We start from the raw sequence: 22,452 nt of genomic DNA, 5'->3' as shown, positions 1-22,452 counted from the left end.
CTCAATTAAGCTTGATATTTTTTGAAGAGAATGGTGGCATTATGGCCGCCAAAGCCGAAGTTATTGGACAGAGCCGCTCTTACTTCTGCTTTACGGGCTACGTTAGGAACATAGTCAAGGTCCAGACCTTCTTCTAAATCAGGGTCTTCATAGTTGATCGTCGGAGGGATAATACCATTCTCAATGGTCATGACGGTAGCAATTGCTTCTACGCCGCCTGCAGCGCCCAGCAAATGTCCTGTCATGGATTTGTTGGAGCTGATAGTCATTTTATAAGCATGATCGCCAAAAACCTTTTTAGCAGCTAAAGTCTCATTCAAATCATTACGATGGGTAGAAGTACCATGAGCGTTGATGTAATCAACGTCTTCCGGTTTCATACCAGCATCGTCGATAGCCTGCTGCATGCACAGGGCAGGCATTTCACCGCTCGGATCAGGAGCAGTGATGTGATAAGCGTCGGCATTCATGCCAAAGCCTACTACTTCAGCATAGATATGAGCTCCACGTGCCAAAGCATGTTCCAGCTCTTCCATAACTACTACGCCGGCACCTTCACCCATAACAAAACCGTCGCGTTTTTTATCGAACGGACAGGAAGCCTTTTCAGGATGTTCGTTGTTGGTGGAAAGAGCTTTCATGTTACCGAAGCCTGCTATAGCAACAGGAGAAACAGCAGCTTCTGTGCCGCCTGCGATCATAATATCGGCATCGCCATATTGAATAGTGCGCAGAGCGTCGCCGATACAGTTAGTGCCGGTAGCACAAGCTGTGATGATAGCGGTATTAGGGCCTTTAAAGCCTAAAGCAATAGAAATCTGGCCGGCAGGCATATTCGGGATCTCCATCGGAATGAAGAACGGACTGATTTTGCCTGGACCTTTTTCGCCATATTTTAAAGACTGCTCGAGGAAGGTATGGATGCCGCCAATGCCGCTGCCAACGCAAACGCCGGCACGAACGGGATCAATTTTTTCCAGATCGAGTTCAGCATCTTCCACTGCCAGTTTAGCAGCAGCTACAGCAAACTGGGTCACACGATCCATACGTTTGCCTTCTTTTTTATCGCCATAGTTAGCGAAATCAAAATCTTTAACTTCGCCTGCAATTTTAGTGGTGAAGCCAGGATCAGAAGCATCAAACTGGGTAATGAGACCGATACCGGATTTACCAGCGATCAGATTGCCCCAAAATTCATCTTTGCCGATGCCGATTGGAGTAATCGGGCCAACACCGGTAATAACGACTCGTCTTTTCAAAATAAATCACCTCAAATTAAATTTTTGCTATTTCTTCTTTCAGTCTTCTGAAAATTTCTTTCACGGGTAAAATTTCTTTGATCTTCCACATATTGGCACCTGTAAAAACAAGGCCGGTTTCAACATCGCCCTGCTGAGCTCTGGTGAGCGCACGGATGATGCAGAAGCTGCGGGAACATTGTTTAAGGCAGTTATCACAGGTGCGGGGACGCGGCTGCGTACCTTCCAGAACCTGTTTGGCAAAAGGATTAAGGATCGCCCTGCCTTTATAGCCAACGGGACTGTCGATCTGTACAACGTCCTCTTTGGTCATTTTGAGATATAATTCTTTCAGCGCCGGAGCACCGTTGGATTCTTCGCTGGCGGCAAAACGACTGCCCATCTGCACACCGCTGGCCCCTAATTTAAGAAGCTCCGCTACAGCTGCACCGTCAGTAGCTCCGCCGGCGGCGATAACCGGAATATTGACCGCCTTGACAATGTCAGGCAGAATATCTTTGATGGACTGTTGAGTCCCAAGATGTCCTCCCGCCTCTGTTCCTTCCACTACAATAGCGGCTGCACCGAGCTTTTCAGATATTTTAGCTAGTTTGACAGAGGAAACGATGGGCACTACGGCTACGTTATGTTCACGCCCCACGGCGAAAATATCTCTTGAAAAACCGGCACCGGCAACGATCAGGTCAATTTTTTCTTCGGCAGCAGTGGTAATTAGCCCAAGAAATTCGCGGGCCGCAACCATGGCATTAATGCCGATGATGCCTTTCCCGCCGGTAAGCTTTCTGGCCAGCCGGATCTCTTTACGCAGCTCGTCAAACGCCATGCCGGACGCTGCGATGAGTCCTATTCCGCCTTCCTGCGCAACGGCTGCCGCCAAACGCGCGGTAGACAGTCTGATAGCCATTCCGCCTTGTATGATCGGTACTTCGGCTGTCAAATCACCTATTTTAAGTACTGGTAGTTTCAACAAATATCCCCCATTTCAGGACTACTGCAACTGTCAGGGAAAGCTCCTAAGAGCTTTCCCTTGAGCTGCTAAAAGATTATTTTTCTTCATCCAACATTTTGACTGCATCAGCCACGGTGCGGATTTTTTCAGCTTTTTCGTCAGGGATTTCAACTTCAAATTCCTCTTCGAAAGCCATGATTAATTCAACGATGTCGAGGGAGTCAGCGCCCAGATCATCGATGAAGGATGATTCCATCTTTACTTCATCAGCGTCAACGCTCAATTGCTCGACAGTAATGTCTCTTACTTTTTCGAAAGTGCTCATTTACGATTCACCTCCTTCCAAAGGTCTTTTTTTAAGAATTGCATAATTACATTACCATACCACCGTCAACATGTAAAGTCTGACCGGTTATGTAAGCAGCATCGTCACTTACAAGGAACAATACTGCCTTGGCAATATCTTCAGGTTCGCCAAGACGCGCCAGCGGGATACCGGCTTCCATATCGGCTACTACTTTTTCTGGTAAAACGCTGGTCATATCAGTTTTGATAAAACCAGGTGCAACACCGTTAACAGTGATGCCACGGGCTGCAACTTCTTTAGCTACAGATTTGGTGAAACCGATGCAGCCTGCTTTTGCTGCAGCATAGTTGGCCTGACCGGCATTGCCCATTACACCTACGACAGAGGTGATGTTGACGATACGGCCCGCTCTTTGTTTCATCATGTATTTGACAGCTGCTTTAGTGCAGTTGAAAACACCTTTGAGGTTAGTGTTCAGCACTGCGTCCCAATCTTCTTCCTTCATACGCATCAGTAGATTGTCACGAGTGATGCCTGCATTATTGACTAAAATGTCGATACGGCCGAATTCTTTGATAACGGCATCGATCATTTCAGTGCAGACTTCAAGCTTGGCAACGTCACCCTGCAGCAGCAGAACTTTGCGTCCCATAGCTTCGATTTCAGCAGCCACTGCTTCAGCAGCAGCTTTGTTACCGGCATAATTGACAGCGACATCAGCTCCTGCAGCAGCCAGCGCCACTGCGATAGCTTTACCGATACCGCGGGAAGCACCTGTAACCAGTGCGATTTTACCTTCTAACTGCATTTTAACGAACCTCCTTAAAATAAGCAAGTGTTTTTTCAAGGCTTGCTTCATCTTCGACGTTCAAAGCAGCCATACCCTTGGCAATTTTTTTAGTAAAACCGGACAGAACCTTGCCTGGGCCGACTTCGACAAAAGTATCGACGCCGCCTGCGATCATATGGTTGACAGAGGTTTCCCAAAGTACAGGCATAGCAGCCTGACGGATCAGAGATTCTTTGATTTCTTCTCCTTTGGTAACTTCAGTTGCAGTTACATTAGCTACGACAGGAATCTTAGCGTCGTGGAAGGTAATAGTTTCAAAAACTTCAGCCAGACGTTTGGAAGCCGGCTGCATAAGAGTGCTGTGGAAAGGTGCGCTTACGGGAAGAAGAACAGCGCGTTTGGCGCCGGCTTCTTTCAACGCCGCCAAAGCTTTGTCCACTGCGCCTACAGAGCCTGCAATAACGACCTGGCCAGGGCAGTTGAAGTTTACTGCCTGTACAGCTTCACCGCATTCAGCTTCAACAGTACGGCAGATATCAATGATTTTATCGCTTTCAAGACCTAAGACAGCGGCCATGCTGCCTTCGCCAACAGGAACAGCTTCCTGCATGAACTGGCCACGTTTACGAACGATACGGACAGCATCAGCAAAGTCCAAAGCACCTGCCAAAACCAAAGCAGAATATTCACCCAGGCTATGGCCAGCAGCAACTTCGCAGCTCAGTCCGTTTTCTTTCAGCACCTCAGCACAGGCTACGCTGGCAGTCAGGATAGCCGGTTGAGTATTAAAGGTCAGACGCAGCTGATCTTCCGGACCATTAAAACACATATCGCTGATGGAGAAACCCAAAGCTTCGTCAGCAGCTTCAAAAACCTTGCGAGCGCAAGTATAGTTATCATAAAGATCTTTACACATACCTACAGTTTGGGAACCTTGTCCCGGGAATACAAATGCAATTTTGCTCATTGGGAAAACCTCTCTTTCGTCTTTTGCTCAATTGTTCTTGCAGGTTTATTTACTCCATTTAAGCACAATGGAAGACCATGTGAGGCCAGCACCGAAACCAACCAACAGTACTGTACCGCCTTTTTTAAGTACGCCCTGCTCCTGCGCCTCGCACAGGGCAATGGGAATGGAAGCAGCGGAAGTATTGCCGTATTTATCGACATTTACCCAAACTTTTTCCATTGGCATTTTCAAACGTTTAGCAGCACTGTTAATAATGCGGATATTAGCCTGATGCGGAACCAGAAGATCGACATCAGCCGGTTCAAGACCTGCTTTAGCTAAAGCTCGTTTAGCCGTTTTGCCCATGATCTGGATTGCAAATTTAAATACTTCATTGCCGTTCATATGGATAAAATGCTCTCTTGCATCTACTGTTTCGTGAGAAGCCGGTCTGCGGCTGCCTCCAGCCGGCTGGAACAGATATTTGCCGCCGCTGCCGTCGCTGCCGAGATCGATACCCAAAACACCAAGACCATCCTCGACTTCACCAATGACCGCCGCTCCTGCACCGTCACCAAAAAGAACGCAGGTATTGCGGTCTTCCCAGTTCATAATGCGGCTTAAAGTTTCAGCACCGATGATGAGCGCTTTTTTGTACAAACCGGATTTTACCATCTGGCTTGCTACGCCCAGACTGTAAACAAAGCCGGAGCAGCCTGCGGACAGATCGAATGCGGCTGCGTTTTTAGCGCCGATACGGTCCTGTACCAGACAAGCGGTAGAGGGAAAAGCATGGTCAGCAGAAGCAGTTGCCACGATGACCAGTTCGATTTCTTCAGGGCTTACGCCTGCGTCAGCCAAAGCACGTTCTGCCGCAATAACGGACATATCGGATGTAGCTTCGCCTTCAGCGGCAATATGCCTGTTTTTAATGCCTGTACGTTCAACGATCCACTCGTCGCTGGTTTCTACTATTTTTTCAAGATCATGGTTGGTCAGCACCTTTTCAGGCACATAGCAGCCCAGACCTAAAATACCAACTGCTTTTTCCATTTATATTTCCTCGTTTCCTTTTCTTGATTTCACGATATTGCCGGCAATATGTTCAACTACATCACGCTCAGCAAAATCTATAGCCACGCCGATTGCATTTTTGATAGCCTTTGCTTTACTGCTGCCGTGGCAGATAATAAAAGGTGCCTTGACACCCAAAAGCAGCGCACCGCCGTATTCAGCCGGATCAAGCCGCTTGGCAAGCCCCTTCATAGCCGGTTTGATCAAAAGTCCGCCCAGCTTGGCCAGAAAACCGCCATTCAAAATAGCTTCTTTCATTAACTTCATTATAGCACTTGCAAGACCTTCTGCAAACTTCAGGACTACATTGCCGACAAACCCGTCGCAGACGACTACGTCAACAGTGCCTTTGTTAATGTCACGGCCTTCTACATTACCGACAAAGTTGATATGTTCTTCAGCCTTGAGCAGAGGATAAGTAGCAAGAGCCTGCTCGTTACCTTTTGTTTCTTCTTCACCGATATTCAAAAGCCCGACGCGCGGATTTTTTATTTTCAGCATCAACTCAGCATAAACGCTGCCCATGATAGCACTTTGCACCATATGTTCGGGTTTGGCGTCGACTTTAGCACCGCTGTCTAAAACTACTGTCGTCCCGGTAAGACTTGGGATAGGAGTCGCGATAGCCGGACGTTCGATGCCCCTGATGCGTCCCAGTCCAAACAATGCTGCGGCTACTGCCGCCCCTGTGCTTCCGGACGATACCAGCGCATCACACTCTTTATCACGCAGCAGCTTCGTAGCAACGACGATAGACGCATCTTTTTTAGTTTTTACTGCTATACCTGGATGTTCATCCATATTAATAACTTCTCTGGAATGATGTACTGTGATTTTTCGTTCATCAGCAGCATTATATTCCTCCAGCAGTTTTTTTATAATTTCGGAGTCGCCTACGAGAACGACTTCACAGTCATACGCTCTGACAGCCTGGACAGCTCCCAAAACCAGTTCTTGAGGTCCATAGTCAGTTCCCATCACATCAACCGCAATTTTCACTATTTCTCGATCCTTTCGTTGGGCAGTGATACAATAATGAATTTAGCACGAAACACTTCTTCGTTATTGTTGCGAACTTTGACCCAGATAACATATTTATCATGCTCACGGCGGATCACCTCCGCCTTAGCGACTAAGGTTGCACCGGCATAGACCGGTACTTTATACTTAACATTACCCACCCCTGTCAAGGCCGCATCTGCATCGACTACAGCCAGAGCCAGGGTATTGGCCATCGCAAACATATAGTAACCGCGTGCGACGCCTGTTTTTTCCAGCACCATTTCCGGCGTTATTTTCAGCATCGAAATACCGATCTTATTCAATTCCAGATCAATAAGATCGCCGACAATATCTTTTTTGTCGATGGCTTTCAATTTTGTCTGCGCATTTTCGGCCATCTGACGTGTACGTTCACGTACTTCCGGAATATTCATTCGCAGGCGATCCAAACGGATTGTCTGGATACTGACTTCAAGTGCTTTAGCAAGCTGCTCGTCTGTCAAAAATGGATTGCGTTCCAACATCTTGGACAGATTTTCCTGCCGTATTATTTTTTTGGAAGAATTCATTTTATCACCCGACTTTAGTACCAACTATTAATATCTAGAGGTATTATAAAAGCTCACAATAAAAAAAGCAAGTAAAAATTTTAATTCCATGCTTAATTTTCCTAATAATTCACAAGTTAGTCACAATCAAATGCCCGACGGTTTTCAAACAGCTTTTTTACTCTGCCTGTATCACTTTAGTACCAGCCAATAAAAAGCAAAAATCCCCGTACCGTTAAGGTACGGGGATTTAAAGCTGCAAGATTATTGTTCTTTAACGATAACTTGTTTGCCGTTGTAATAACCACATTCGGGACAAACGCGATGCGGCATTTTCATCTCATGACATTGCGGACATTCGACTAAGCCAGGAACTGTAAGTTTCCAGTTCGCGCGACGGGAATCGCGGCGAGCTTTGGACATTTTTCTCTTTGGTACTGCCATCTTTGATACACCTCCTCAAGCTAATGAATGTGAATTTAATTTTTGATGAATTGCTTTAATGCCGCCAACCTGGGATCGACTGTGGTAGTATCACAGCCGCAGTCGCCTTTATTTCTATCGGCGCCGCAGACCGGACACAAGCCCTGACAATCGATCCTGCACAAAGCTTGAAGGGGCTCTGCCAGCAGGAGACTTTCACGAATCGGTTCCGTCAGATCGACGATATCAGATTCATAAATAAAAGCATCATTTTCGATATTCTCAGCACTTGCCGGATAGAATTTTTCCAATACTTCAGCCGTACTCTTACCTGTAAAGGCTTTAAGGCAGCGTCCGCAGGTCCTGTTGACCATGGCTTCAACCATAGCTTCCAAAAGCAAAACATCACCGACATTGGATATCGTGCCTTTTACGGTCACCGTTCCTGTCAGCGGAAGATCCGCTTCGGTAATGTTCAATTCTGCTGGTTTCAGTTCATAGGAAAAGTCTTTTTTACCGACCAGTCTTTTCTTGATTTCTGCGACATTTATCTTTATCATATTTCACCAATCGTATCAATTATAGCTATGCTCTAAATCTTTGTCAAGAAAAAAGCGTAACTTTTATTATAATTTAATGATGCGGCGGCAGATATTCAGTGTATCACGGGCAATGACCAGTTCTTCATTCGTGGGAATCACAAAGATCTTGACCCGCGCCCTTTTGATACTGATTTCCATCTGTTTACCGCGCAGCTTGTTAAGTTCCGGATCAATACGCGTACCAAGATATTCCAGACCATTACAGATCTTATCACGCATAAACGGAGAGTTTTCACCCAGACCTGCTGTAAAGATGATGGCATCAACGCCACCCATGGCAGCAACATAGCCGCCAATATATTTTTTGACCTTATAAGCGAAAATGTCTATAGCAAGCTGACTGCGTTCATCACCGCGGTTAGCGGCACTTTCCAGATCACGGAAATCACTGGATAGCCCTGAGATACCTAAAATACCGCTGCGACGGTTCAGATAATCGTCGATCTGCTGTGCATTCATATTTTCTTTTTCCATCAAAAAAGGAATGATAGCAGGGTCGATCTCGCCGGAACGTGTACCCATGACAAGTCCTTCCAACGGTGTGTACCCCATGCTGGTATCGATGGATTTACCATATTTGATCGCAGCAATGCTGGCGCCATTACCCAAATGACAGGTAATAAAACGCAGGTCGCTCATATGCTCGCCCATCATTTCGGCCGCCTGCTGGGCTACATATTTATGGGAAGTTCCATGGAAGCCATAGCGGCGCAGTCCGTATTTGACATACATTTCGTAAGGCAGGCCATACAAATAGGCAACTTTTGGCATAGTCTGATGGAACGCCGTATCAAAAACAGCTACCTGAGGAGTATTATACATCAGGCGCATACAGGCTTTGATACCATACAGGTTCGGCGGATTGTGCAGCGGCGCAATCTCAGCGCAGGCCTCGATCCCGTTCAAAACATCATCGCTGATCAGTACCGAATCGGTAAAGCGTTCGCCGCCGTGCACTACACGGTGGCCAACAGCATCGATTTCATCCATACTGTCAATAACGCCATATTCTTCATTAGTCAGAGCATCCAGCGCCATCTGGATGCCAACGGAATGGTCAGGTATCTCGGCGCTGATATCTACTGTGTATTTGCCCGTAGGCGTGTGTTTGAGAACAGAACCTTCCATACCGATCCGTTCTATCAGACCTTTGGCCAGCACCTGCTCGCCGTTCATATTAAGAAGCTGATATTTAATTGAGGAGCTACCGCAGTTGACAACGAAAATAATCACAGTTTTCCTCCATTTGTGCAAAATTTAGCTTGCGCTCATAGCACGTTTTATTATATCATATAGTATACACTATTTAAATGATAATCGCTAGTATAAACATTATAAATGAGGGAGAATATGAATGAGCAAAGCAATAGGAATCGTAGCAGAATATAATCCTTTCCACAACGGCCACGCCCATCATCTGCGCGAAGCAAAGCGGATAGCCGGCAACAGGCCTGTCATTGCCGCTATGAGCGGCAGCCTTGTACAGCGCGGCTTGCCTGCCCTGACTGACAAATGGACCCGTGCCAGAATGGCCGTTTTAGGCGGCGTTGACCTTGTTTTAGAGCTGCCGACAGTTTTCACCTGCCGCAGTGCGGAATTTTTTGCTGCAGGAGCTGTAAAATTACTGGCTGCTACCGGGATGGTATCGCATCTTGCTTTTGGTGCGGAAGCAGCCAATTCGCAGCAGCTGATGCTGACCGCAGAATTTTTGAACGAACCTGTTTTTCAGGATGCACTGCATCATTATCTGGATGAAGGGCACAGTTATGCCAAGTCTTTAGAGCTTACGCTGGCGGAAGACCCTTCCATGCTGACGATTGCTGAACATCCTAACAATATCCTGGCTTTAGAATATTGCCGCCAGCTTCTGCACGGCGGTTACGAGATCGAACCTGTCGTCGTTAAACGCCGCGGCAGCGGCTATAAAGATAAAACCATCAACGGGCCTATTGCCGGCGCAACAGCCATTCGTGAGCATTATCGCGGCTATGGCATCGATGAAGCGCTGCTCAGCACAGTTCCGGCAACTACAGCCCAGCTGCTGCGTGAGGCAGATCTTCAGCACCGAATGGATATCAGTGATAAAATTCTGAACCATCTGCTTTTATACAAGCTGCGTTCTTTGACACCGGCCCAAATAGCCGCAGCCTGCCAATGCAGCGAAGGATTGGAAAACCGTCTGGCAGAAGCTGCTTCCTGCACTACATTCCAAGACGTAGTCAGCGCCACAGTTACCAAACGTTATCCCGCTTCACGTGTCAGAAGACTGCTGATGCAGCTTTTACTGCAGCAGTATCGCGCTATGTTCGATAATGCCAAAGACCCAGCTTACATCCGTGTTCTGGCCTTTAACGACCGCGGCCGCGAACTGTTGAAAGAAATGCAGGATTCTGCTCAGCTGCCTGTAATTATCAAACTGGGCCGCAACGTCTTGGAAAAATACGGAGAGAAAGTCGAGCAGCAGCTTTCCGTTGATATTGCGGCAACTAATCTGCTGACACTTTTGCAAAAGAACCACCAACCACAATATAACAACGATTATACTGTCTCTCCGATCTATATTCAAAAATAATAAAGCAACAAAACAAAAAGCCTTCCGCTTGAGCGGAAGGCTTACTTTTTTTCAAAAGCTTATTCTTCGTCTTCTTCCTCTTCCATCGCCAGAAGTTCCATATCACGCTGAGGGCGTGAAGACATAACGCTTTCACGTTCAGCATTAACGGAAGCGCGGTTATCGTTTACAGCCTGTAAAGCGGACTGCAGACTACCGCTCAAATAGCCAAGCATATCATCGGCATATTGCAGCACATCGTGTTTTACACGCTCAACATAAGCATCAGCTTCGTCTTTCATTTCCTGCTGATTACGCAAAGCAGTACTCTTTACATCTTCAGCAAAGGCTTCTGCCTGTTTGGAAATTTCTTCCTGACGCATTAGTCTTTCAGATTCGGATTTTGCCAATTCTAAAATACGGTCAGCTTCGGTTTTAGCCTGCAAAACAATATTGTCAGCTTCTTCATGAGCTTTGGTGACGATTGCTTTTTGTTCTTCAAGCAGTCTGGTAGCGCTTTTGACTTCTTTGGGAATCGCTTCCTTCAAATCATCCAGGATACCCGCCAAATCGCTCTCTTCGATAATGATCTTATCAGTAAGAGGTATACGGTTAGCCTCAGAAATAAGGTTATACATTTCATCAAAAATTCTGTCCAAAGTCGCACTTGTACTTCTATCAATCATCATCAAACTCAACCTCTTTCTAATATTATTCTTTGCTTATAACAAGGCTTTTGATCCGATCTTCCACACATTCAGGAACAAGACCATGGATACAACCGCCAAAGGTTGCCAATTCTCTTATTCCAGAGGAACTTAGGAAAGAGTAATTAGCATTAGTCATAATAAAGACTGTTTCTAAGTTATTGTCTATTTTTTTTATGAGCAGAGCGCGCTGAAATTCATATTCAAAATCAGAAAACGCACGTAAGCCCCTTACAATAAAAGGAGCTTTTTCCTGCCTGCAGAATTCATTTAAAAGACCGGAAAAACAGGTTACTCTGGCATTAGGGATATGTTTTGTCGCATCCCTGAGCATTTCTACCCTTTCCTCCATGGTGAACATTGCTTTATCTTTACCCGGATTATGAAAAACGCTGATAATGATCTCGTCAAACATTTGGCTCGCCCGTTCAAAAATATCGAGGTGGCCATTAGTAACCGGGTCAAAACTACCCGGACAGATCGCTCTACGCACTGTTTAACCTCCTAGAAGCTGCAACGCAGTCTGGTCATAAATTCAATTATCTTGTTCCTTATTCGACGTACGTTTCTGTATTCCTGCTATTTTTTTACAAATTTATTTTATTATTTTACAACATTTTATTATACTTTGGCAAATCTTATAAACGAAAGTAAAGTTTCACCATAGGGTTCCTGACGCACAAGCTCAAAGCACGCTGCCAGCACGCCTATTTCATCGTGCTTCGAATGTTCGATGATCAGATAGCCTCCGTCTTCAAGTACTTGAAAGTGTTCCATTTTCTGCAGAACTTTCTGAACCCAGCCTTTATTATAGGGAGGATCGCAGAATGCAAAATCAAATTTTAATCCCTGATGATGCAGATGTTCGATAATATTTACCGCGCTGCCTTTGAGAACCTGAACATCAGCCTCCGCCCGGCATTTAACGATGTTGCTTTGTACCAGGCGCAGCGATTCCCGGCTTTCATCGACAAAAGTAACCGCATCAGCGCCGCGGCTCCACGACTCCAACCCCAGATTACCTGTTCCGGCAAACATATCCAACACACGTGCGCCAATAATTTTAGTGCCAATAATATTAAACAGAGATTCTTTGACCCTGTCAGCCGTGGGACGTACGTCCATATTCTTTGGCACAGTCAATTTCAGCCCCCGTGCCTTTCCCGTAATTATCCGCATTCAAAAAACTCCGTATCTGTAATATAATAAATATAACAAGAACGGCAAAGGAGACAGCCTATGAACAAGAAAAAATTTATTCTGCTCGCATTACTGCTGCTCTGCGCCTATTTTTATGAATTATTCGGCGGTATGCCTGCAACTGTCCCATTTACGCCTCAGCCTGTAAAAGCCGATACTTCGCTGCTGCTGGCTCCGTTAGACAGCCGCCCTCCCTGCAGCGCTATGGTCAGAAAACTGGGAGCACTGGCTTCTATCAACGTAATTACACCGCCGCAAGAACTTCTTGACAATTATAACACACCTGCTGATAAAGAAAAACTGTTTGCCTGGCTGAAAAATGAAATGCCGCAGCATCCAGCCGCAATTTTATCAGCTGATCTTTTAGTACACGGCAGTCTGCTGGGCTCACGCGTACCTTTAGGAACAATTAACGATGAAGAAAAGTTTTTGACTTTCGTAAACAAACAGCATGCTCTCAACCCACAAATCGATATGGCGTTTTTTTCCGTCATTCCAAGATTGCTGGTCAGCGATCAGCTTATACCGGACAGCTGGTATCAATGGCATCTGATGCGTTATGCAACATTAAAGGATATGGCAGAAACATTCGGCGATCCTTACTTTACCAGGCAGCTGCTGGCGATCGATGCACGCATACCGGATGATATTAAAACGAAGTACAGCAGTCTGTATGCCGATAACGACAGTTTTAACAAAAAACTGGTCCAGCTGGCACGCGCAGACGGTCTGACTTTGGCTATAGGGCAGGACGACGCCCAGCCATTCGGGCTTCCTAATCGTAATGCTAATCATGCGCTGGCATATATGAAACATGCAGATTTAGGTTCCAGCGGGCTTATTACAAGTGGAGCTGATGAAATATCAGTTTTACTGCTGACCAGATATTATAATAAACTGTATAATTACAAGCCACGCATTTTTGTAGAGTATTCCTCGCCTAAAGTCGCAGCTAAAATCATGCCCTATATGCCCTGTTCTGTTGACGCAAACATCCGGGACAAAATAAATTTTATCGGCGGTCAGCTTACAGATGATGCTGCTGTCGCCGACTTTATTTTATTCGTACACTGCGGCGACGCCGACAATCAGCCTAATAAAGCTATGCTGCAAAAACTTAAACCCCTGCTTATATCAGACCGCCACATTGCGCTGGTTGATCTTACGGCCAACTATACTGAAAACGAACTTTTAATACCTAAGCTTTTGGAGGCTAAAGTACCGCTCAGCAGGCTGGCAGCTTTTTCAGGCTGGAATACTTTAAGTAATTCACTGGGAACCGCGCTTAGTCAAGCAACATTATTTACCGGCCAGCTGCACCGATTACCGCAATCAGAACATCCGTCACTGTATGCCCAAAATCTGAACTTCACAGTTGAACGTTTACTTGATGATTATGCCTATCAGAAATTAATGCATGCACAGTTAACTACATTACTGAAACTGAAAGGCTATAAGCCAACTGATTTGGGAGACAACAAGTTTTTTGCAGAAACGCTTATTCGTGGCTTTTTACAGCGTCAAAAGATTCAGCTTCTATATGGAGACCTTGGCCGTACACCTTTTTATCGCAATAACGACAGCAATTATTATTTAACAGGTATCGACATCAATGTAAACCTGCCCTGGGCACGTATTTTCGAAATCAATCTTGATACAAACTGCAGTTTTGGGGAAAACCACAGACAGTGAAACAGCTTTGCCAACATTTAGTAAATAAATAAAAGCAGAATGTCGGCTTTTTTCTTTGACAAGAGCATGATATCATAATTGATAAACAAGAAGTCACCATTAATAGCTACAACAATATAGCTTAACTTTTGAAATAAAGAAGGGTTTATTTTATGATTTCTCTTTCAAGACTGATCATTTATGTTTTTATATTATGGTTTTGCTATATGGCGTATCTGGTAAAATTCAGATAGCTATTTGAAAAGAAACACTATGGGAAATTTTTTCACTGCTCCAGCAAAAATCACTTTAAATACTTCCTTTAAAACAAAATAAAAAAGCCGCAGATACGCTCTGCGGCTAACTTTTTAAGTGGTCGGGGCGGCGAGATTCGAACTCACGGCCTCTTGTACCCGAAATCCCTTTAGGCACTTTTTAACACTACTAACTATGCTTTAAAAAAGGCTTTAAATCCTTGCCACTACTACGTTTCGAAAAAAATTACATTTTAAGTAGAACTAACTCAATCTGTCAAAAATACGCCCTATTGTTGACAGATTGTTGACAGAAATCACAAAATTAACGATGAAATATTATACGTTATTTTCACTATTTTTAATAACCATTTCTTTATTTCCTTAGCCAATTATCATTAAATTTTAGCCGAAAATCCTCTATTATATCTTCAAAACGATTAAAGCCCTCTTTTTTCATTTGTTTTGAAAAATCAATACTGTGGTCAGTCCCTACTATAGATGACCAGAAAAATTGAATCATTCCATGCGCATCACGTTTCTTCATTCTATTAATTGTAAGATTTACTCCAGCCTTAATCTTTTTTGATGCTTTGTTGGAAGCTAAAACCGGATCAAAAACCTTTTCATACAGAAATTCCATTAATTCATCTTCTTTTGTCATCTATAACACCTCTATTTTTCTTGTGCAGCAGTATTGTCAGATAAATAGTGTCCCCATTCTTCACGTATTGCTACTGAAGTTAATTCTTGTATATCTGCAATTGATGGAATTCTTGCCTGGCCTCTCGCACCTTGAAGATTACCATTAGGTTTTCTCCAAATAAAACGATATCCATTTTCTGGCTTTGAGTCATTATATTCATACCTGCAATATTGAAAACACAAAATCCACCCCCCTTCTTTCCCTCTACTAGCTTCATTTATAACAATCACATTAGCACTAGTCATAACAAAAATCTCCTCTCTAAAAACACTTATTCTATTAACAAGTATAGTATATAAATAGTTATCAGTAAAGGTGGTCTTAATAACTATAAGTCAACCATACACCGGCTTTTTTATCTTGCCAATCATATTCCCCGCGCAGACCAATATATTGGGATCCGATCAGCCGGCTCACTCCATAGCTGACACCCCTTACATATTTTTCAACATCAATTTTCAGTCCCACTTCCCGCAGGACCCCTGGCGCGGATGGTGGCAAGGATTTCAAGATTTCTTTCTGTAAGTTTTCTTGTTTCTTCGACGAGGCTTCCAGCTCGGTCAACTGCTTCTGCAGCATCTCTTTCTGCTGCTTGGCTTCGCTCAATTCCTGATCCGATACTTTCAACCGATCTTTGGCTATCTGCAATTCCTTGGCTAATTGACTGTTGATTTTCAATTGCCTGTTGGAGTTTTGTTCCAGTGTCGTTAGCTCGGTTTCCCTTATCAGATAAACCGGCTCTGTGGCTGAACAGATAGCAGGCAAGAAAAAGAACTGCACCAATACCCATACCAATAAAAAAGCGATTATTAGATATCCAACTTTTGATTTTTTCATACATGTTATTCCTCCATAGAAAAAAGCACTCTGCTTTCGCAAAGTGCTTTTGGTATTTAAACTGGTAGCCCAATTCTTGCTAAATAATTTGAAAATCGTTGTGATATATCTTCTCTAAACAAATCTGAAATATTACAAATAAAATCATTGCTTTTTTGATTTTCAAGTTCTACAACATTTACTGTAAAATAGTGCTTAAAATCAATTACCGAATTTACTATTGGAACAGTATCATCAAATTCTAAAAAATGATATCTAGGAGTCTCGTTTTGCTTTAGCTTCTTTTTATTTTCACTACTAAAACGTGTTCCTTGTCTGCTAAGATCACTTAAATGTTCTCCTAAAACAAAGTGTTCATAATTATATAAAGGTGCAATCATAACTGACATTAATTTTTTATCTTGATTAATTAATCCACCATTTCTTGATTCAAAATCCCATGTTAAATCGCAATCCTGTGTTAAAACAATAATTAATGGAAAAACAATGAAATCTACTTTTATCTTATTATTATCAATAGAAATATTTTCTGTACACCTAACATCCTTTATTATATCGCCCTGTTTAATTCTATTTCCCTTATCAAAATTAACCTTGGTCACTATTCAAATCACCTCTTACGGTTATTCGATGCGGCTTAGTAATACCATATGTTATTTTAGTATATTCTGGAATATATTCCATCAATTCATCATTATTACTCTGTTGTTCACTTAAGTACTGATTCTCACTATTTCCTTCTAAGGACTCTTCTAAACTTGCCATTATTACAACTCCATATAATCTCTTAATTGATTTGTAATTGCATTCTCAAACACTTCTTTTGCTTTTTCATGAAACTTAATTATAACTGTCTCAACTTCCGCTGCTGAATACTTACCCGTTGTATATATATCATTATCAATTATAAAATTCACTTGTTTATTAACTGCTGGGAAATCTGAATTATATATACCATATCTTAAATGTAACATATAATCTTCATAATTCATATGTAAATCGCTCATATGCCTAACAAAATTATTATCTTTTTCAAAAAAATTAATTCCTGACAATAATTTACTATTAATATAAGTTTTCCAGAAACTATACCATTTTTTGCGACCTTTACCTTCAGGTTTAATTTGATCAATATAACGTAACCCTACCCTACTAAATTTAACATCAACAAATTTTTTAGTAAAAGCAGCGAATATTTCTGAAAATTCTCTATTAAAGGTTTCAAAATCTCTATAATTTTTACAATCAATCACTATCCCAGAACTGTTGATTGTAAGATGCTTCTCTTTACTTGTTCCCCAAAAATGCCATTCTTTTATTGTTCTTTTACTAACAACAGTTTTTTCTAAATCAGCTGGATTTATTCTAATATCATTAATTTCTTGGTCTTTTTCATCTAATATTGGAAAAAATTTTTTACACGTATCTTTTATAGCATTATCTAAAATACTTTCTAAACTTATCTCTTTATCTGCAAAGTCTATCCTTAAGATTACATTAGTTAAAAAATTTCTGTTATATTGAGACATAATAACGCTCCTTATACATTCAATTTTATTTATAATAATATCATTTCTCCTTAATTAAAGAAAGCCCCTCTCATAAATATTTTACCACCTGCTACTGTAGCCTCTGGTATCTACATGAATCCAATCGCCATAATAACCAATCCCCAGCTGATCTTCAATGCCCCATGCTTTAGCTGCAGCAATAACGGTATCCGCCAAAGCAATATCCGTATCGTCCTGCCCGGATATATGTATGTCGGCCGCACAGCCACGGGTATGATAGCTGTTAGACTCTCCACCAACAGCTAAGTTTACTTCTATAGTTCGAAAGCCTGATTTAAAGTCGGTCCCATATTTTTCACGGTAGCTGGTAGTGTTTATAACCCAATTAGGATTCCAATCTCTCAACATATCAAAAAGACGGAATAGGTTCGCAGTCTTTTCGTCGTTAGTACACAACCTGCCATTTTCGTTATCCCACGCATACTCATTCCTGCTGCGGCGCCAACAATCCCATTCGGTTACACTCCAATGTTTACTTACATACAAAGCCATATTAACCACACTCCCTAAAAAATTTTAGAACTCATAGTTTCTTTTTAATAAAAGCGACCAAGCCACTCATAGCCTCAACTCCGGCATCATTTAAGTTTTCGATAATGCTAAGCAACTCCGTCACAACAAGGTACCCAATAACCGTCATAACGGCAAAAGTTGGTCTATCTAAAACTCTCATAACTACATCAACGACAGCTGCAGACAACGCACAAATTAAATAAACACCGATTTTCCCAAGGAAACGGTGCTTCATAACTTCACTTTTTATCTTTTTGGCTGCCCTGGCCTCTTTTATGCCTTTTATAGAATCCCAAAGTGTCGGTGACAATACACCCTTATCTTTAAGATACGAATACGCAATCGCTACCCATTTTGTGAAACAATCAATAAATACTAAAAAGGCAAAACTGTAAAACAATATAGCGTGTTTATGAAAAATCATGGCCAGCATTGCCGCTATTAAGGTTTTATAAGACCACCCTTGAGTTAAAGTTTGAGCGGCGCCGATGGCTGCATATTTAAAGGATTCCCAATTCATTTTTTCCTCCTGTATAATGCTCCTTAAAGGAGCGTGATATTTTTTGAATAAAAAAAGAAAACGTATGAAGCTACCAAACGGTTTTGGTAGCGTAGTGCTACGCACTGACGGTAACCGTCGCCGTCCATGGTCCGTAAAAGTCACTATCAACGGCCGCCAAAAGTCAATCGGTGACACTGCCACAGAAATTGAAGGACTTGCTTTGCTTGCCGAGTATCACAAAAACCCTTCCCTATTCGCACCAACGTTGATCACCTTTTCAGAGGTCTTTGAATTGATGCGGGCTGAACGGTTTCCCAAACTCGCAAAAACTACGCAAGTCAATTACCTTTCGGCATACAAGCACTGCCATAGATTGTATGGCAAGAAGTTTACTGAACTAAAAATCGGCGACCTGCAGGCTGTAATTCGTGATACACGTAATGCCGGTGCCCATTATGCTATGCAGAAAAAAGTTAGACAGATATTGCACCATATGTACACATATGCCGTAAAATATGAAATCATTGACCCTGCCGCTAATATTAGCCAATACATAGACATAGATCAGCACGTAGTTAAATACCCTAAAACACCTTTTAACACCCGACAGTTAAACCGTGTAAAAAAACTTGGCGATAAATGGGCTATGACAGTGTTAATGATGGTATACGCTGGTGTTCGCACGTCCGAGTTGCTTTCTGTCCTCAAAAACGATGTGAAGCTACGACAGCGGTATTTTATCGTTCGAGAGAGCAAAACAGCGGCCGGGCGCAACCGGGCTGTACCAATTAGTAAAAAAACACTGCCCTATTTTGAGTTTTGGCTATCTCAACCCGGTAAATACCTCATAACAACTGACGATGGTAATCAGCTCACCTATCACCAATACCGGGCGCGCTTTGATGCTGTAATGACAGCCAGCCGTTGTAAACACACTCCGCATGAGTGTCGCCATACTTGCGCCACTATGTTAGATAATGCAGGCGCCAACGAAACGGCAATCAAACGTATCCTCGGACACGCTTCGCAAGGCGTAACAAAAAGAGTCTATACTCACAAATCCCTGCACGAACTGAAAAAGGCTATAGACCTTATTTGACAGCCTTTAGTGGTATTAACCCGGCACGAATTTACGCAACAAAAAAGCCTGAATCCCTTGGTTTCTCAGGGGCGCAGGCGGTTTGAATTCGGTATGATATTTTTGCATTAATTTTTATTATAAAAGTGCAGTATCTATGCGCTTTTTCAGCCTTTCCTTATTATTTTTCTAAAATTATGGCCTCTAAAGCTTCTTTGCTGTCAGCAGCTTCAACCAAAGCTTGTTTCTCCCAGCCGGCCCGTTTGCAGGCCCCTCTGTGTAACCCTAAATCTACATTCCATTGAATGAGTTGTTCAACAGTTAGGTAACAAATTATTTTTTCGGTTTCACCATCAGGATAACCTCTCATAGGATAGCCATTTGGATAATATTTAGAAAACTTATCAGGAGCTGAATTGATTGTATTAAGATCACTAGAAACTGTGAGCTGTGTATCCTTATCACTGTCGTATCTTACCATCTCGCCACTGCATTCAGATGTAAACCCTCCTGTGATTTTACTTTCAGTCCAAGCGTCAACTTCCAATAGCTTAGATGCTTTTAATTCATTAAGCCCTGGCTCATATGGCGGTATTTCTTTATATTCTCCTGTTTCTGGATCTCTAAGGTAACCGTTTAAAAGCATTGCAAATTCAGATTTTGTTACTAAAATTCCATTTTCTTTAACATCATCTGGTACATCACCATCTTCACGGTATCCTGGCGAAACACGTTTACCTTCTTCGTCAAGCATAATATAATATTTTAATTCTTCATTTTTCAATTTTATCATCCTTTCTTATTTACAGTGGGGATATTCAACTGGCGGCTCAGGCGCTTGGGCTTTAAAATTCAATGGTGTTTATACGGCAGTAGTTGTTGGCGCCCCTGGCTTTCCGGCAAGAGAGTTTTGTGGTTTTACTTTCGATTACACCCTTACCGGATGGAGTTTTGCAGCTGGATATAATAGCCCCGTTTCATACATCAGGCCCACCACTACTGCAATTTCACTTGGATATTGAACAGTGGGGAAAAATCTTAGGAGATACTGTTAATCTTAAGATAATAAACTTCCCTGTTTCGTTCAACGAATGCTTTGGTGGTTTAGCTTTATTCAACGGAGATCCGGTCGCTGCTGCAGAATACGCAACAATAACTGACATAACTAATACTAATTTTAAAATTTATATGTATGCCAATAACGCTGGTACTGGTTATGCAAATGCAAACATTTTCTATTTGTTTTTAGGTGCTTAGCCACAGTGGGGATTTGATAGTGGGACAGCTGAAAAGAATATAGTCATATTGCCTTTGCCTGTAATAAATCCTCTGTCTGGCTTTGCATGTTTGACAGACAGCAATGGAGCAGGAGATATCGGGATTAAAAGTATGTCGTCAACTTCTATTGTTGTAGACGTTGATACAAATAAGGCCGCAAGTCGTAATTTTTACTGGCTTGTTATAGCGCTGTAAACAGTGGGGAAAGCCGACAGTACGTGGAAATAATATATTTCCTATACCTTTCCCTAATAGTGCATTAGCAATAACGTCTGCCGGCATTGGCGGTTGGCATACAGTGGATGTAAGCATCGTTAATAATAACAGTTATAGTGTGCTCGGTTGGGCAACAGATTCACCTAGTACCGCACGAACTTCATTACCAAATGTTATTGCTATTGGATTCTAAAGCTACAGTGGGGATTTACTGTTTTTGATCCAGTCGATTATAAGAATGTTAATTTCACTTTGCCACTTTCAGTAAACGGTACATTCTGTGCTTTTTCTACAGGATATGATCCAAAAGGATCAACATTTTTATGGCATTCAATGAGCCACTTTAATAATGTCAATGTTGGGGTTACAGGGTTCGTTTTTGATTCTCGATATACTTTCACTGGCTTAGGATACCTTGCCGTTTGCTGGTAGAAACAGTGGGGAATGAATATACACGGCTGGGTAATATTTCCTATCCCATTTACAAAATTTAGACGTTTAGTAACGAATCATCAAGGCAATGTGTTTATGGACTCCAAGGCACGAGAAAGCAATACTTTATCAGGGTTTACGCTTGACGTTGCGGATAACAGTGATCAGAACAAGGATGCTCAATGGATTGCTATAGGTGCTTGATACAGTGGGGATATTATACGGCTGCTGTCGGAGCCATCTACACTGACGTAACCACGCCGGTATCCTTTTCCAGATGCTTTTTGGCTGCGTCAATAGACATACTACTAGCCGCATCTACTACTTGGCCGGGAACTACTCAGACTGTTTGGAACATTAACGCATCTACAGCGAACAAATTGCGCTTCATTTGGGCAAAAGCTCCTATAGAATTAGACGGAGCTGTCTGGTTCGGAATATTTATTTAGACAGTGGGGATATCAAACAGTTCATGGTACAAATCCTGTAACTTATGATCTGCCAATCCCTTTTGAGGAAGCGCCTTTCACTGTAGCTATTTCTACTGGCAATAGTGGTAACCATGCATCCTGTGGTGGTTTTACAAAGACAACAATAGTTCTTAGGGCAGGTACTACTGCTGGTGTATGGGATACAGTTGGATTTTTCATTGTTGGCTGTTAGCTACAGTGGGGATATTTAGTTACCAATAGCTCCCATGTCTACATAACTTTTCCTGTTGCTATTTCTAAAACCTTTGCAGTAATTTCTGGTACTGACCATAGTGGAAGTCCAAATGCAGCAAATACTTTTTATAGTGTGTCTAATGTTGGGATGTACATCGGATCTGCTATTGCTGTCGGCAAAAGTTGGATCGTATTAGGGGTCAGCTAAACAGTGGAGAAATAACCCTGGTTTATGGGCAATACCGTTCACAGAATTTGTTGCTGGCGGCATTACCATGACACGCACAGGATCACAATCATCGGGAACTTGGTATGGTGATTCCGGAACAATTTCACTAACTGGTTATACAGCTTCATGCGCAACAAAT

30 protein-coding genes are annotated in these 22,452 nt (G+C 42.7%); 7 read left to right on the top strand and 23 right to left on the bottom strand.

Annotation, left to right across the window (positions count from 1 at the left end; translation table 11 throughout):
- Positions 1-5: 5 nt before the first annotated feature.
- From fabF to PFJ30894_RS06165, 11 genes are all read right to left on the bottom strand, one after another.
- A complete protein-coding gene (fabF, locus tag PFJ30894_RS06215) occupies positions 6-1,259 on the bottom strand; it encodes a beta-ketoacyl-ACP synthase II (RefSeq protein WP_113077192.1) in 1,254 nt (417 codons plus the stop codon).
- 16 nt (positions 1,260-1,275) lie between these two features.
- Positions 1,276-2,226 (bottom strand): NAD(P)H-dependent flavin oxidoreductase, encoded by a 951-nt coding sequence (locus PFJ30894_RS06210; RefSeq protein ID WP_021717235.1) that lies wholly within the window; start codon positions 2,224-2,226, stop codon positions 1,276-1,278.
- A gap of 76 nt (positions 2,227-2,302) precedes the next feature.
- Complete coding sequence (locus PFJ30894_RS06205; RefSeq protein WP_021717234.1) at positions 2,303-2,533, bottom strand: acyl carrier protein; 231 nt, start codon at positions 2,531-2,533, stop codon at positions 2,303-2,305.
- 46 nt (positions 2,534-2,579) lie between these two features.
- Positions 2,580-3,323, bottom strand: coding sequence for a 3-oxoacyl-[acyl-carrier-protein] reductase (fabG, locus tag PFJ30894_RS06200; protein WP_125669319.1), 744 nt, complete (start codon positions 3,321-3,323; stop codon positions 2,580-2,582).
- Between the two features lies 1 nt (position 3,324).
- Positions 3,325-4,272 carry an ACP S-malonyltransferase gene (gene fabD / locus PFJ30894_RS06195; RefSeq protein ID WP_113077194.1) on the bottom strand — a complete coding sequence of 316 codons (948 nt, stop codon included), beginning with the start codon at positions 4,270-4,272 and terminating at the stop codon, positions 3,325-3,327.
- A gap of 45 nt (positions 4,273-4,317) precedes the next feature.
- Positions 4,318-5,307, bottom strand: coding sequence for a beta-ketoacyl-ACP synthase III (locus tag PFJ30894_RS06190; protein ID WP_021717231.1), 990 nt, complete (start codon positions 5,305-5,307; stop codon positions 4,318-4,320).
- On the bottom strand, positions 5,308-6,327 hold the full coding sequence (gene plsX, locus PFJ30894_RS06185; protein ID WP_125669318.1) for a phosphate acyltransferase PlsX: 1,020 nt from the start codon (positions 6,325-6,327) through the stop codon (positions 5,308-5,310).
- Complete coding sequence (gene fapR / locus PFJ30894_RS06180; RefSeq protein ID WP_113077196.1) at positions 6,327-6,899, bottom strand: transcription factor FapR; 573 nt, start codon at positions 6,897-6,899, stop codon at positions 6,327-6,329. The genes plsX and fapR overlap by 1 nt, the downstream gene beginning before the upstream one ends.
- A 243-nt stretch (positions 6,900-7,142) precedes the next feature.
- Positions 7,143-7,322 carry a 50S ribosomal protein L32 gene (rpmF, locus tag PFJ30894_RS06175; RefSeq protein ID WP_021717228.1) on the bottom strand — a complete coding sequence of 60 codons (180 nt, stop codon included), beginning with the start codon at positions 7,320-7,322 and terminating at the stop codon, positions 7,143-7,145.
- A 35-nt stretch (positions 7,323-7,357) separates the two neighbouring features.
- A complete protein-coding gene (locus PFJ30894_RS06170; RefSeq protein WP_125669317.1) occupies positions 7,358-7,861 on the bottom strand; it encodes a YceD family protein in 504 nt (167 codons plus the stop codon).
- A 66-nt stretch (positions 7,862-7,927) separates the two neighbouring features.
- On the bottom strand, positions 7,928-9,136 hold the full coding sequence (locus PFJ30894_RS06165) for an acetate/propionate family kinase (RefSeq protein WP_021717226.1): 1,209 nt from the start codon (positions 9,134-9,136) through the stop codon (positions 7,928-7,930).
- Between the two features lie 121 nt (positions 9,137-9,257).
- On the opposite strand from PFJ30894_RS06165, the gene PFJ30894_RS06160 reads away from it, so the two are divergent.
- Positions 9,258-10,475, top strand: coding sequence for a tRNA(Met) cytidine acetate ligase (locus PFJ30894_RS06160; protein WP_021717225.1), 1,218 nt, complete (start codon positions 9,258-9,260; stop codon positions 10,473-10,475).
- 59 nt (positions 10,476-10,534) lie between these two features.
- Here the strand turns inward: PFJ30894_RS06160 and PFJ30894_RS06155 are convergent, their stop codons facing one another.
- The 3 genes from PFJ30894_RS06155 to rsmD form a co-directional block, all read right to left on the bottom strand.
- Positions 10,535-11,143 carry an ATP synthase subunit B family protein gene (locus PFJ30894_RS06155; protein WP_021717224.1) on the bottom strand — a complete coding sequence of 203 codons (609 nt, stop codon included), beginning with the start codon at positions 11,141-11,143 and terminating at the stop codon, positions 10,535-10,537.
- A gap of 22 nt (positions 11,144-11,165) precedes the next feature.
- Entirely contained in the window at positions 11,166-11,654 is a 489-nt protein-coding gene (gene coaD / locus PFJ30894_RS06150; protein WP_021717223.1) for a pantetheine-phosphate adenylyltransferase, read from the bottom strand.
- A 128-nt stretch (positions 11,655-11,782) separates the two neighbouring features.
- Entirely contained in the window at positions 11,783-12,340 is a 558-nt protein-coding gene (gene rsmD / locus PFJ30894_RS06145) for a 16S rRNA (guanine(966)-N(2))-methyltransferase RsmD (RefSeq protein ID WP_125669316.1), read from the bottom strand.
- Positions 12,341-12,400: 60 nt separating this feature from the next.
- Here rsmD and PFJ30894_RS06140 point away from each other — a divergent pair, with 60 nt between their 5' ends.
- A complete protein-coding gene (locus tag PFJ30894_RS06140) occupies positions 12,401-14,053 on the top strand; it encodes a DUF4127 family protein (protein ID WP_125669315.1) in 1,653 nt (550 codons plus the stop codon).
- A gap of 609 nt (positions 14,054-14,662) precedes the next feature.
- On the opposite strand, the gene PFJ30894_RS06135 is transcribed toward PFJ30894_RS06140, so the two are convergent.
- The 8 genes from PFJ30894_RS06135 to PFJ30894_RS06105 form a co-directional block, all read right to left on the bottom strand.
- Positions 14,663-14,950 carry a hypothetical protein gene (locus tag PFJ30894_RS06135; RefSeq protein ID WP_125669314.1) on the bottom strand — a complete coding sequence of 96 codons (288 nt, stop codon included), beginning with the start codon at positions 14,948-14,950 and terminating at the stop codon, positions 14,663-14,665.
- 11 nt (positions 14,951-14,961) lie between these two features.
- Positions 14,962-15,237, bottom strand: a complete 276-nt coding sequence (locus PFJ30894_RS06130; protein WP_125669313.1) for a hypothetical protein — start codon at positions 15,235-15,237, stop codon at positions 14,962-14,964.
- Between the two features lie 76 nt (positions 15,238-15,313).
- Positions 15,314-15,829, bottom strand: coding sequence for a hypothetical protein (locus tag PFJ30894_RS06125; protein ID WP_125669312.1), 516 nt, complete (start codon positions 15,827-15,829; stop codon positions 15,314-15,316).
- A 56-nt stretch (positions 15,830-15,885) separates the two neighbouring features.
- The gene (locus PFJ30894_RS06120; protein ID WP_125669311.1) at positions 15,886-16,431 is read right to left on the bottom strand and encodes a hypothetical protein; all 546 of its coding nucleotides are present in this window, start codon (positions 16,429-16,431) and stop codon (positions 15,886-15,888) included.
- A complete protein-coding gene (locus PFJ30894_RS11815) occupies positions 16,418-16,594 on the bottom strand; it encodes a hypothetical protein (RefSeq protein WP_167457036.1) in 177 nt (58 codons plus the stop codon). The genes PFJ30894_RS06120 and PFJ30894_RS11815 overlap by 14 nt, the downstream gene beginning before the upstream one ends.
- A 2-nt stretch (positions 16,595-16,596) precedes the next feature.
- Positions 16,597-17,358, bottom strand: coding sequence for a TIGR04255 family protein (locus PFJ30894_RS06115; RefSeq protein ID WP_125669310.1), 762 nt, complete (start codon positions 17,356-17,358; stop codon positions 16,597-16,599).
- Positions 17,359-17,439: 81 nt separating this feature from the next.
- Complete coding sequence (locus PFJ30894_RS06110) at positions 17,440-17,892, bottom strand: D-Ala-D-Ala carboxypeptidase family metallohydrolase (protein ID WP_125669309.1); 453 nt, start codon at positions 17,890-17,892, stop codon at positions 17,440-17,442.
- 31 nt (positions 17,893-17,923) lie between these two features.
- Positions 17,924-18,433: a phage holin family protein gene (locus PFJ30894_RS06105; protein ID WP_125669308.1), complete on the bottom strand. Its 510-nt coding sequence runs from the start codon at positions 18,431-18,433 to the stop codon at positions 17,924-17,926.
- Positions 18,434-18,476: 43 nt separating this feature from the next.
- Here PFJ30894_RS06105 and PFJ30894_RS06100 point away from each other — a divergent pair, with 43 nt between their 5' ends.
- Positions 18,477-19,514: a tyrosine-type recombinase/integrase gene (locus PFJ30894_RS06100; RefSeq protein WP_125669307.1), complete on the top strand. Its 1,038-nt coding sequence runs from the start codon at positions 18,477-18,479 to the stop codon at positions 19,512-19,514.
- Positions 19,515-19,674: 160 nt separating this feature from the next.
- Here PFJ30894_RS06100 and PFJ30894_RS06095 read toward each other — a convergent pair whose 3' ends face one another.
- A complete protein-coding gene (locus tag PFJ30894_RS06095) occupies positions 19,675-20,277 on the bottom strand; it encodes a DUF4376 domain-containing protein (protein ID WP_125669306.1) in 603 nt (200 codons plus the stop codon).
- Positions 20,278-20,444: 167 nt separating this feature from the next.
- Here PFJ30894_RS06095 and PFJ30894_RS06090 point away from each other — a divergent pair, with 167 nt between their 5' ends.
- From PFJ30894_RS06090 to PFJ30894_RS12160, 4 genes are all read left to right on the top strand, one after another.
- Positions 20,445-20,750 carry a gp53-like domain-containing protein gene (locus PFJ30894_RS06090; protein ID WP_125669305.1) on the top strand — a complete coding sequence of 102 codons (306 nt, stop codon included), beginning with the start codon at positions 20,445-20,447 and terminating at the stop codon, positions 20,748-20,750.
- 250 nt (positions 20,751-21,000) lie between these two features.
- Positions 21,001-21,180 (top strand): hypothetical protein, encoded by a 180-nt coding sequence (locus tag PFJ30894_RS12170; protein WP_456299522.1) that lies wholly within the window; start codon positions 21,001-21,003, stop codon positions 21,178-21,180.
- Between the two features lie 662 nt (positions 21,181-21,842).
- Positions 21,843-22,082 (top strand): gp53-like domain-containing protein, encoded by a 240-nt coding sequence (locus tag PFJ30894_RS12165; RefSeq protein WP_456299521.1) that lies wholly within the window; start codon positions 21,843-21,845, stop codon positions 22,080-22,082.
- 42 nt (positions 22,083-22,124) lie between these two features.
- Positions 22,125-22,292 (top strand): hypothetical protein, encoded by a 168-nt coding sequence (locus PFJ30894_RS12160; protein ID WP_456299520.1) that lies wholly within the window; start codon positions 22,125-22,127, stop codon positions 22,290-22,292.
- Positions 22,293-22,452: the final 160 nt, after the last annotated feature.

The organism is Phascolarctobacterium faecium, from assembly GCF_003945365.1.
Taxonomy (GTDB): Bacteria; Bacillota; Negativicutes; order Acidaminococcales; family Acidaminococcaceae; genus Phascolarctobacterium; species Phascolarctobacterium faecium.
This window is presented reverse-complemented; position numbering and strand designations above follow the sequence as displayed.

Bases quoted from the DNA above. Each gene is read 5' to 3' on its own strand.
- PFJ30894_RS06130 (WP_125669313.1), bottom strand. From the start codon at position 15,237: ATGACTAGTGCTAATGTGATTGTTATAAATGAAGCTAGTAGAGGGAAA.
- fabG (WP_125669319.1), bottom strand. From the start codon at position 3,323: ATGCAGTTAGAAGGTAAAATCGCACTGGTTACAGGTGCTTCCCGCGGT.
- PFJ30894_RS06110 (WP_125669309.1), bottom strand. From the start codon at position 17,892: ATGGCTTTGTATGTAAGTAAACATTGGAGTGTAACCGAATGGGATTGT.
- PFJ30894_RS06170 (WP_125669317.1), bottom strand. From the start codon at position 7,861: ATGATAAAGATAAATGTCGCAGAAATCAAGAAAAGACTGGTCGGTAAA.
- PFJ30894_RS06135 (WP_125669314.1), bottom strand. From the start codon at position 14,950: ATGACAAAAGAAGATGAATTAATGGAATTTCTGTATGAAAAGGTTTTT.
- PFJ30894_RS06125 (WP_125669312.1), bottom strand. From the start codon at position 15,829: ATGAAAAAATCAAAAGTTGGATATCTAATAATCGCTTTTTTATTGGTA.
- PFJ30894_RS06160 (WP_021717225.1), top strand. From the start codon at position 9,258: ATGAGCAAAGCAATAGGAATCGTAGCAGAATATAATCCTTTCCACAAC.
- fapR (WP_113077196.1), bottom strand. From the start codon at position 6,899: ATGAATTCTTCCAAAAAAATAATACGGCAGGAAAATCTGTCCAAGATG.
- PFJ30894_RS06205 (WP_021717234.1), bottom strand. From the start codon at position 2,533: ATGAGCACTTTCGAAAAAGTAAGAGACATTACTGTCGAGCAATTGAGC.
- PFJ30894_RS06190 (WP_021717231.1), bottom strand. From the start codon at position 5,307: ATGGAAAAAGCAGTTGGTATTTTAGGTCTGGGCTGCTATGTGCCTGAA.
- PFJ30894_RS06140 (WP_125669315.1), top strand. From the start codon at position 12,401: ATGAACAAGAAAAAATTTATTCTGCTCGCATTACTGCTGCTCTGCGCC.
- fabD (WP_113077194.1), bottom strand. From the start codon at position 4,272: ATGAGCAAAATTGCATTTGTATTCCCGGGACAAGGTTCCCAAACTGTA.
- rsmD (WP_125669316.1), bottom strand. From the start codon at position 12,340: ATGCGGATAATTACGGGAAAGGCACGGGGGCTGAAATTGACTGTGCCA.
- PFJ30894_RS06155 (WP_021717224.1), bottom strand. From the start codon at position 11,143: ATGATGATTGATAGAAGTACAAGTGCGACTTTGGACAGAATTTTTGAT.
- PFJ30894_RS06115 (WP_125669310.1), bottom strand. From the start codon at position 17,358: ATGTCTCAATATAACAGAAATTTTTTAACTAATGTAATCTTAAGGATA.
- rpmF (WP_021717228.1), bottom strand. From the start codon at position 7,322: ATGGCAGTACCAAAGAGAAAAATGTCCAAAGCTCGCCGCGATTCCCGT.
- PFJ30894_RS06105 (WP_125669308.1), bottom strand. From the start codon at position 18,433: ATGAATTGGGAATCCTTTAAATATGCAGCCATCGGCGCCGCTCAAACT.
- PFJ30894_RS11815 (WP_167457036.1), bottom strand. From the start codon at position 16,594: ATGGCAAGTTTAGAAGAGTCCTTAGAAGGAAATAGTGAGAATCAGTAC.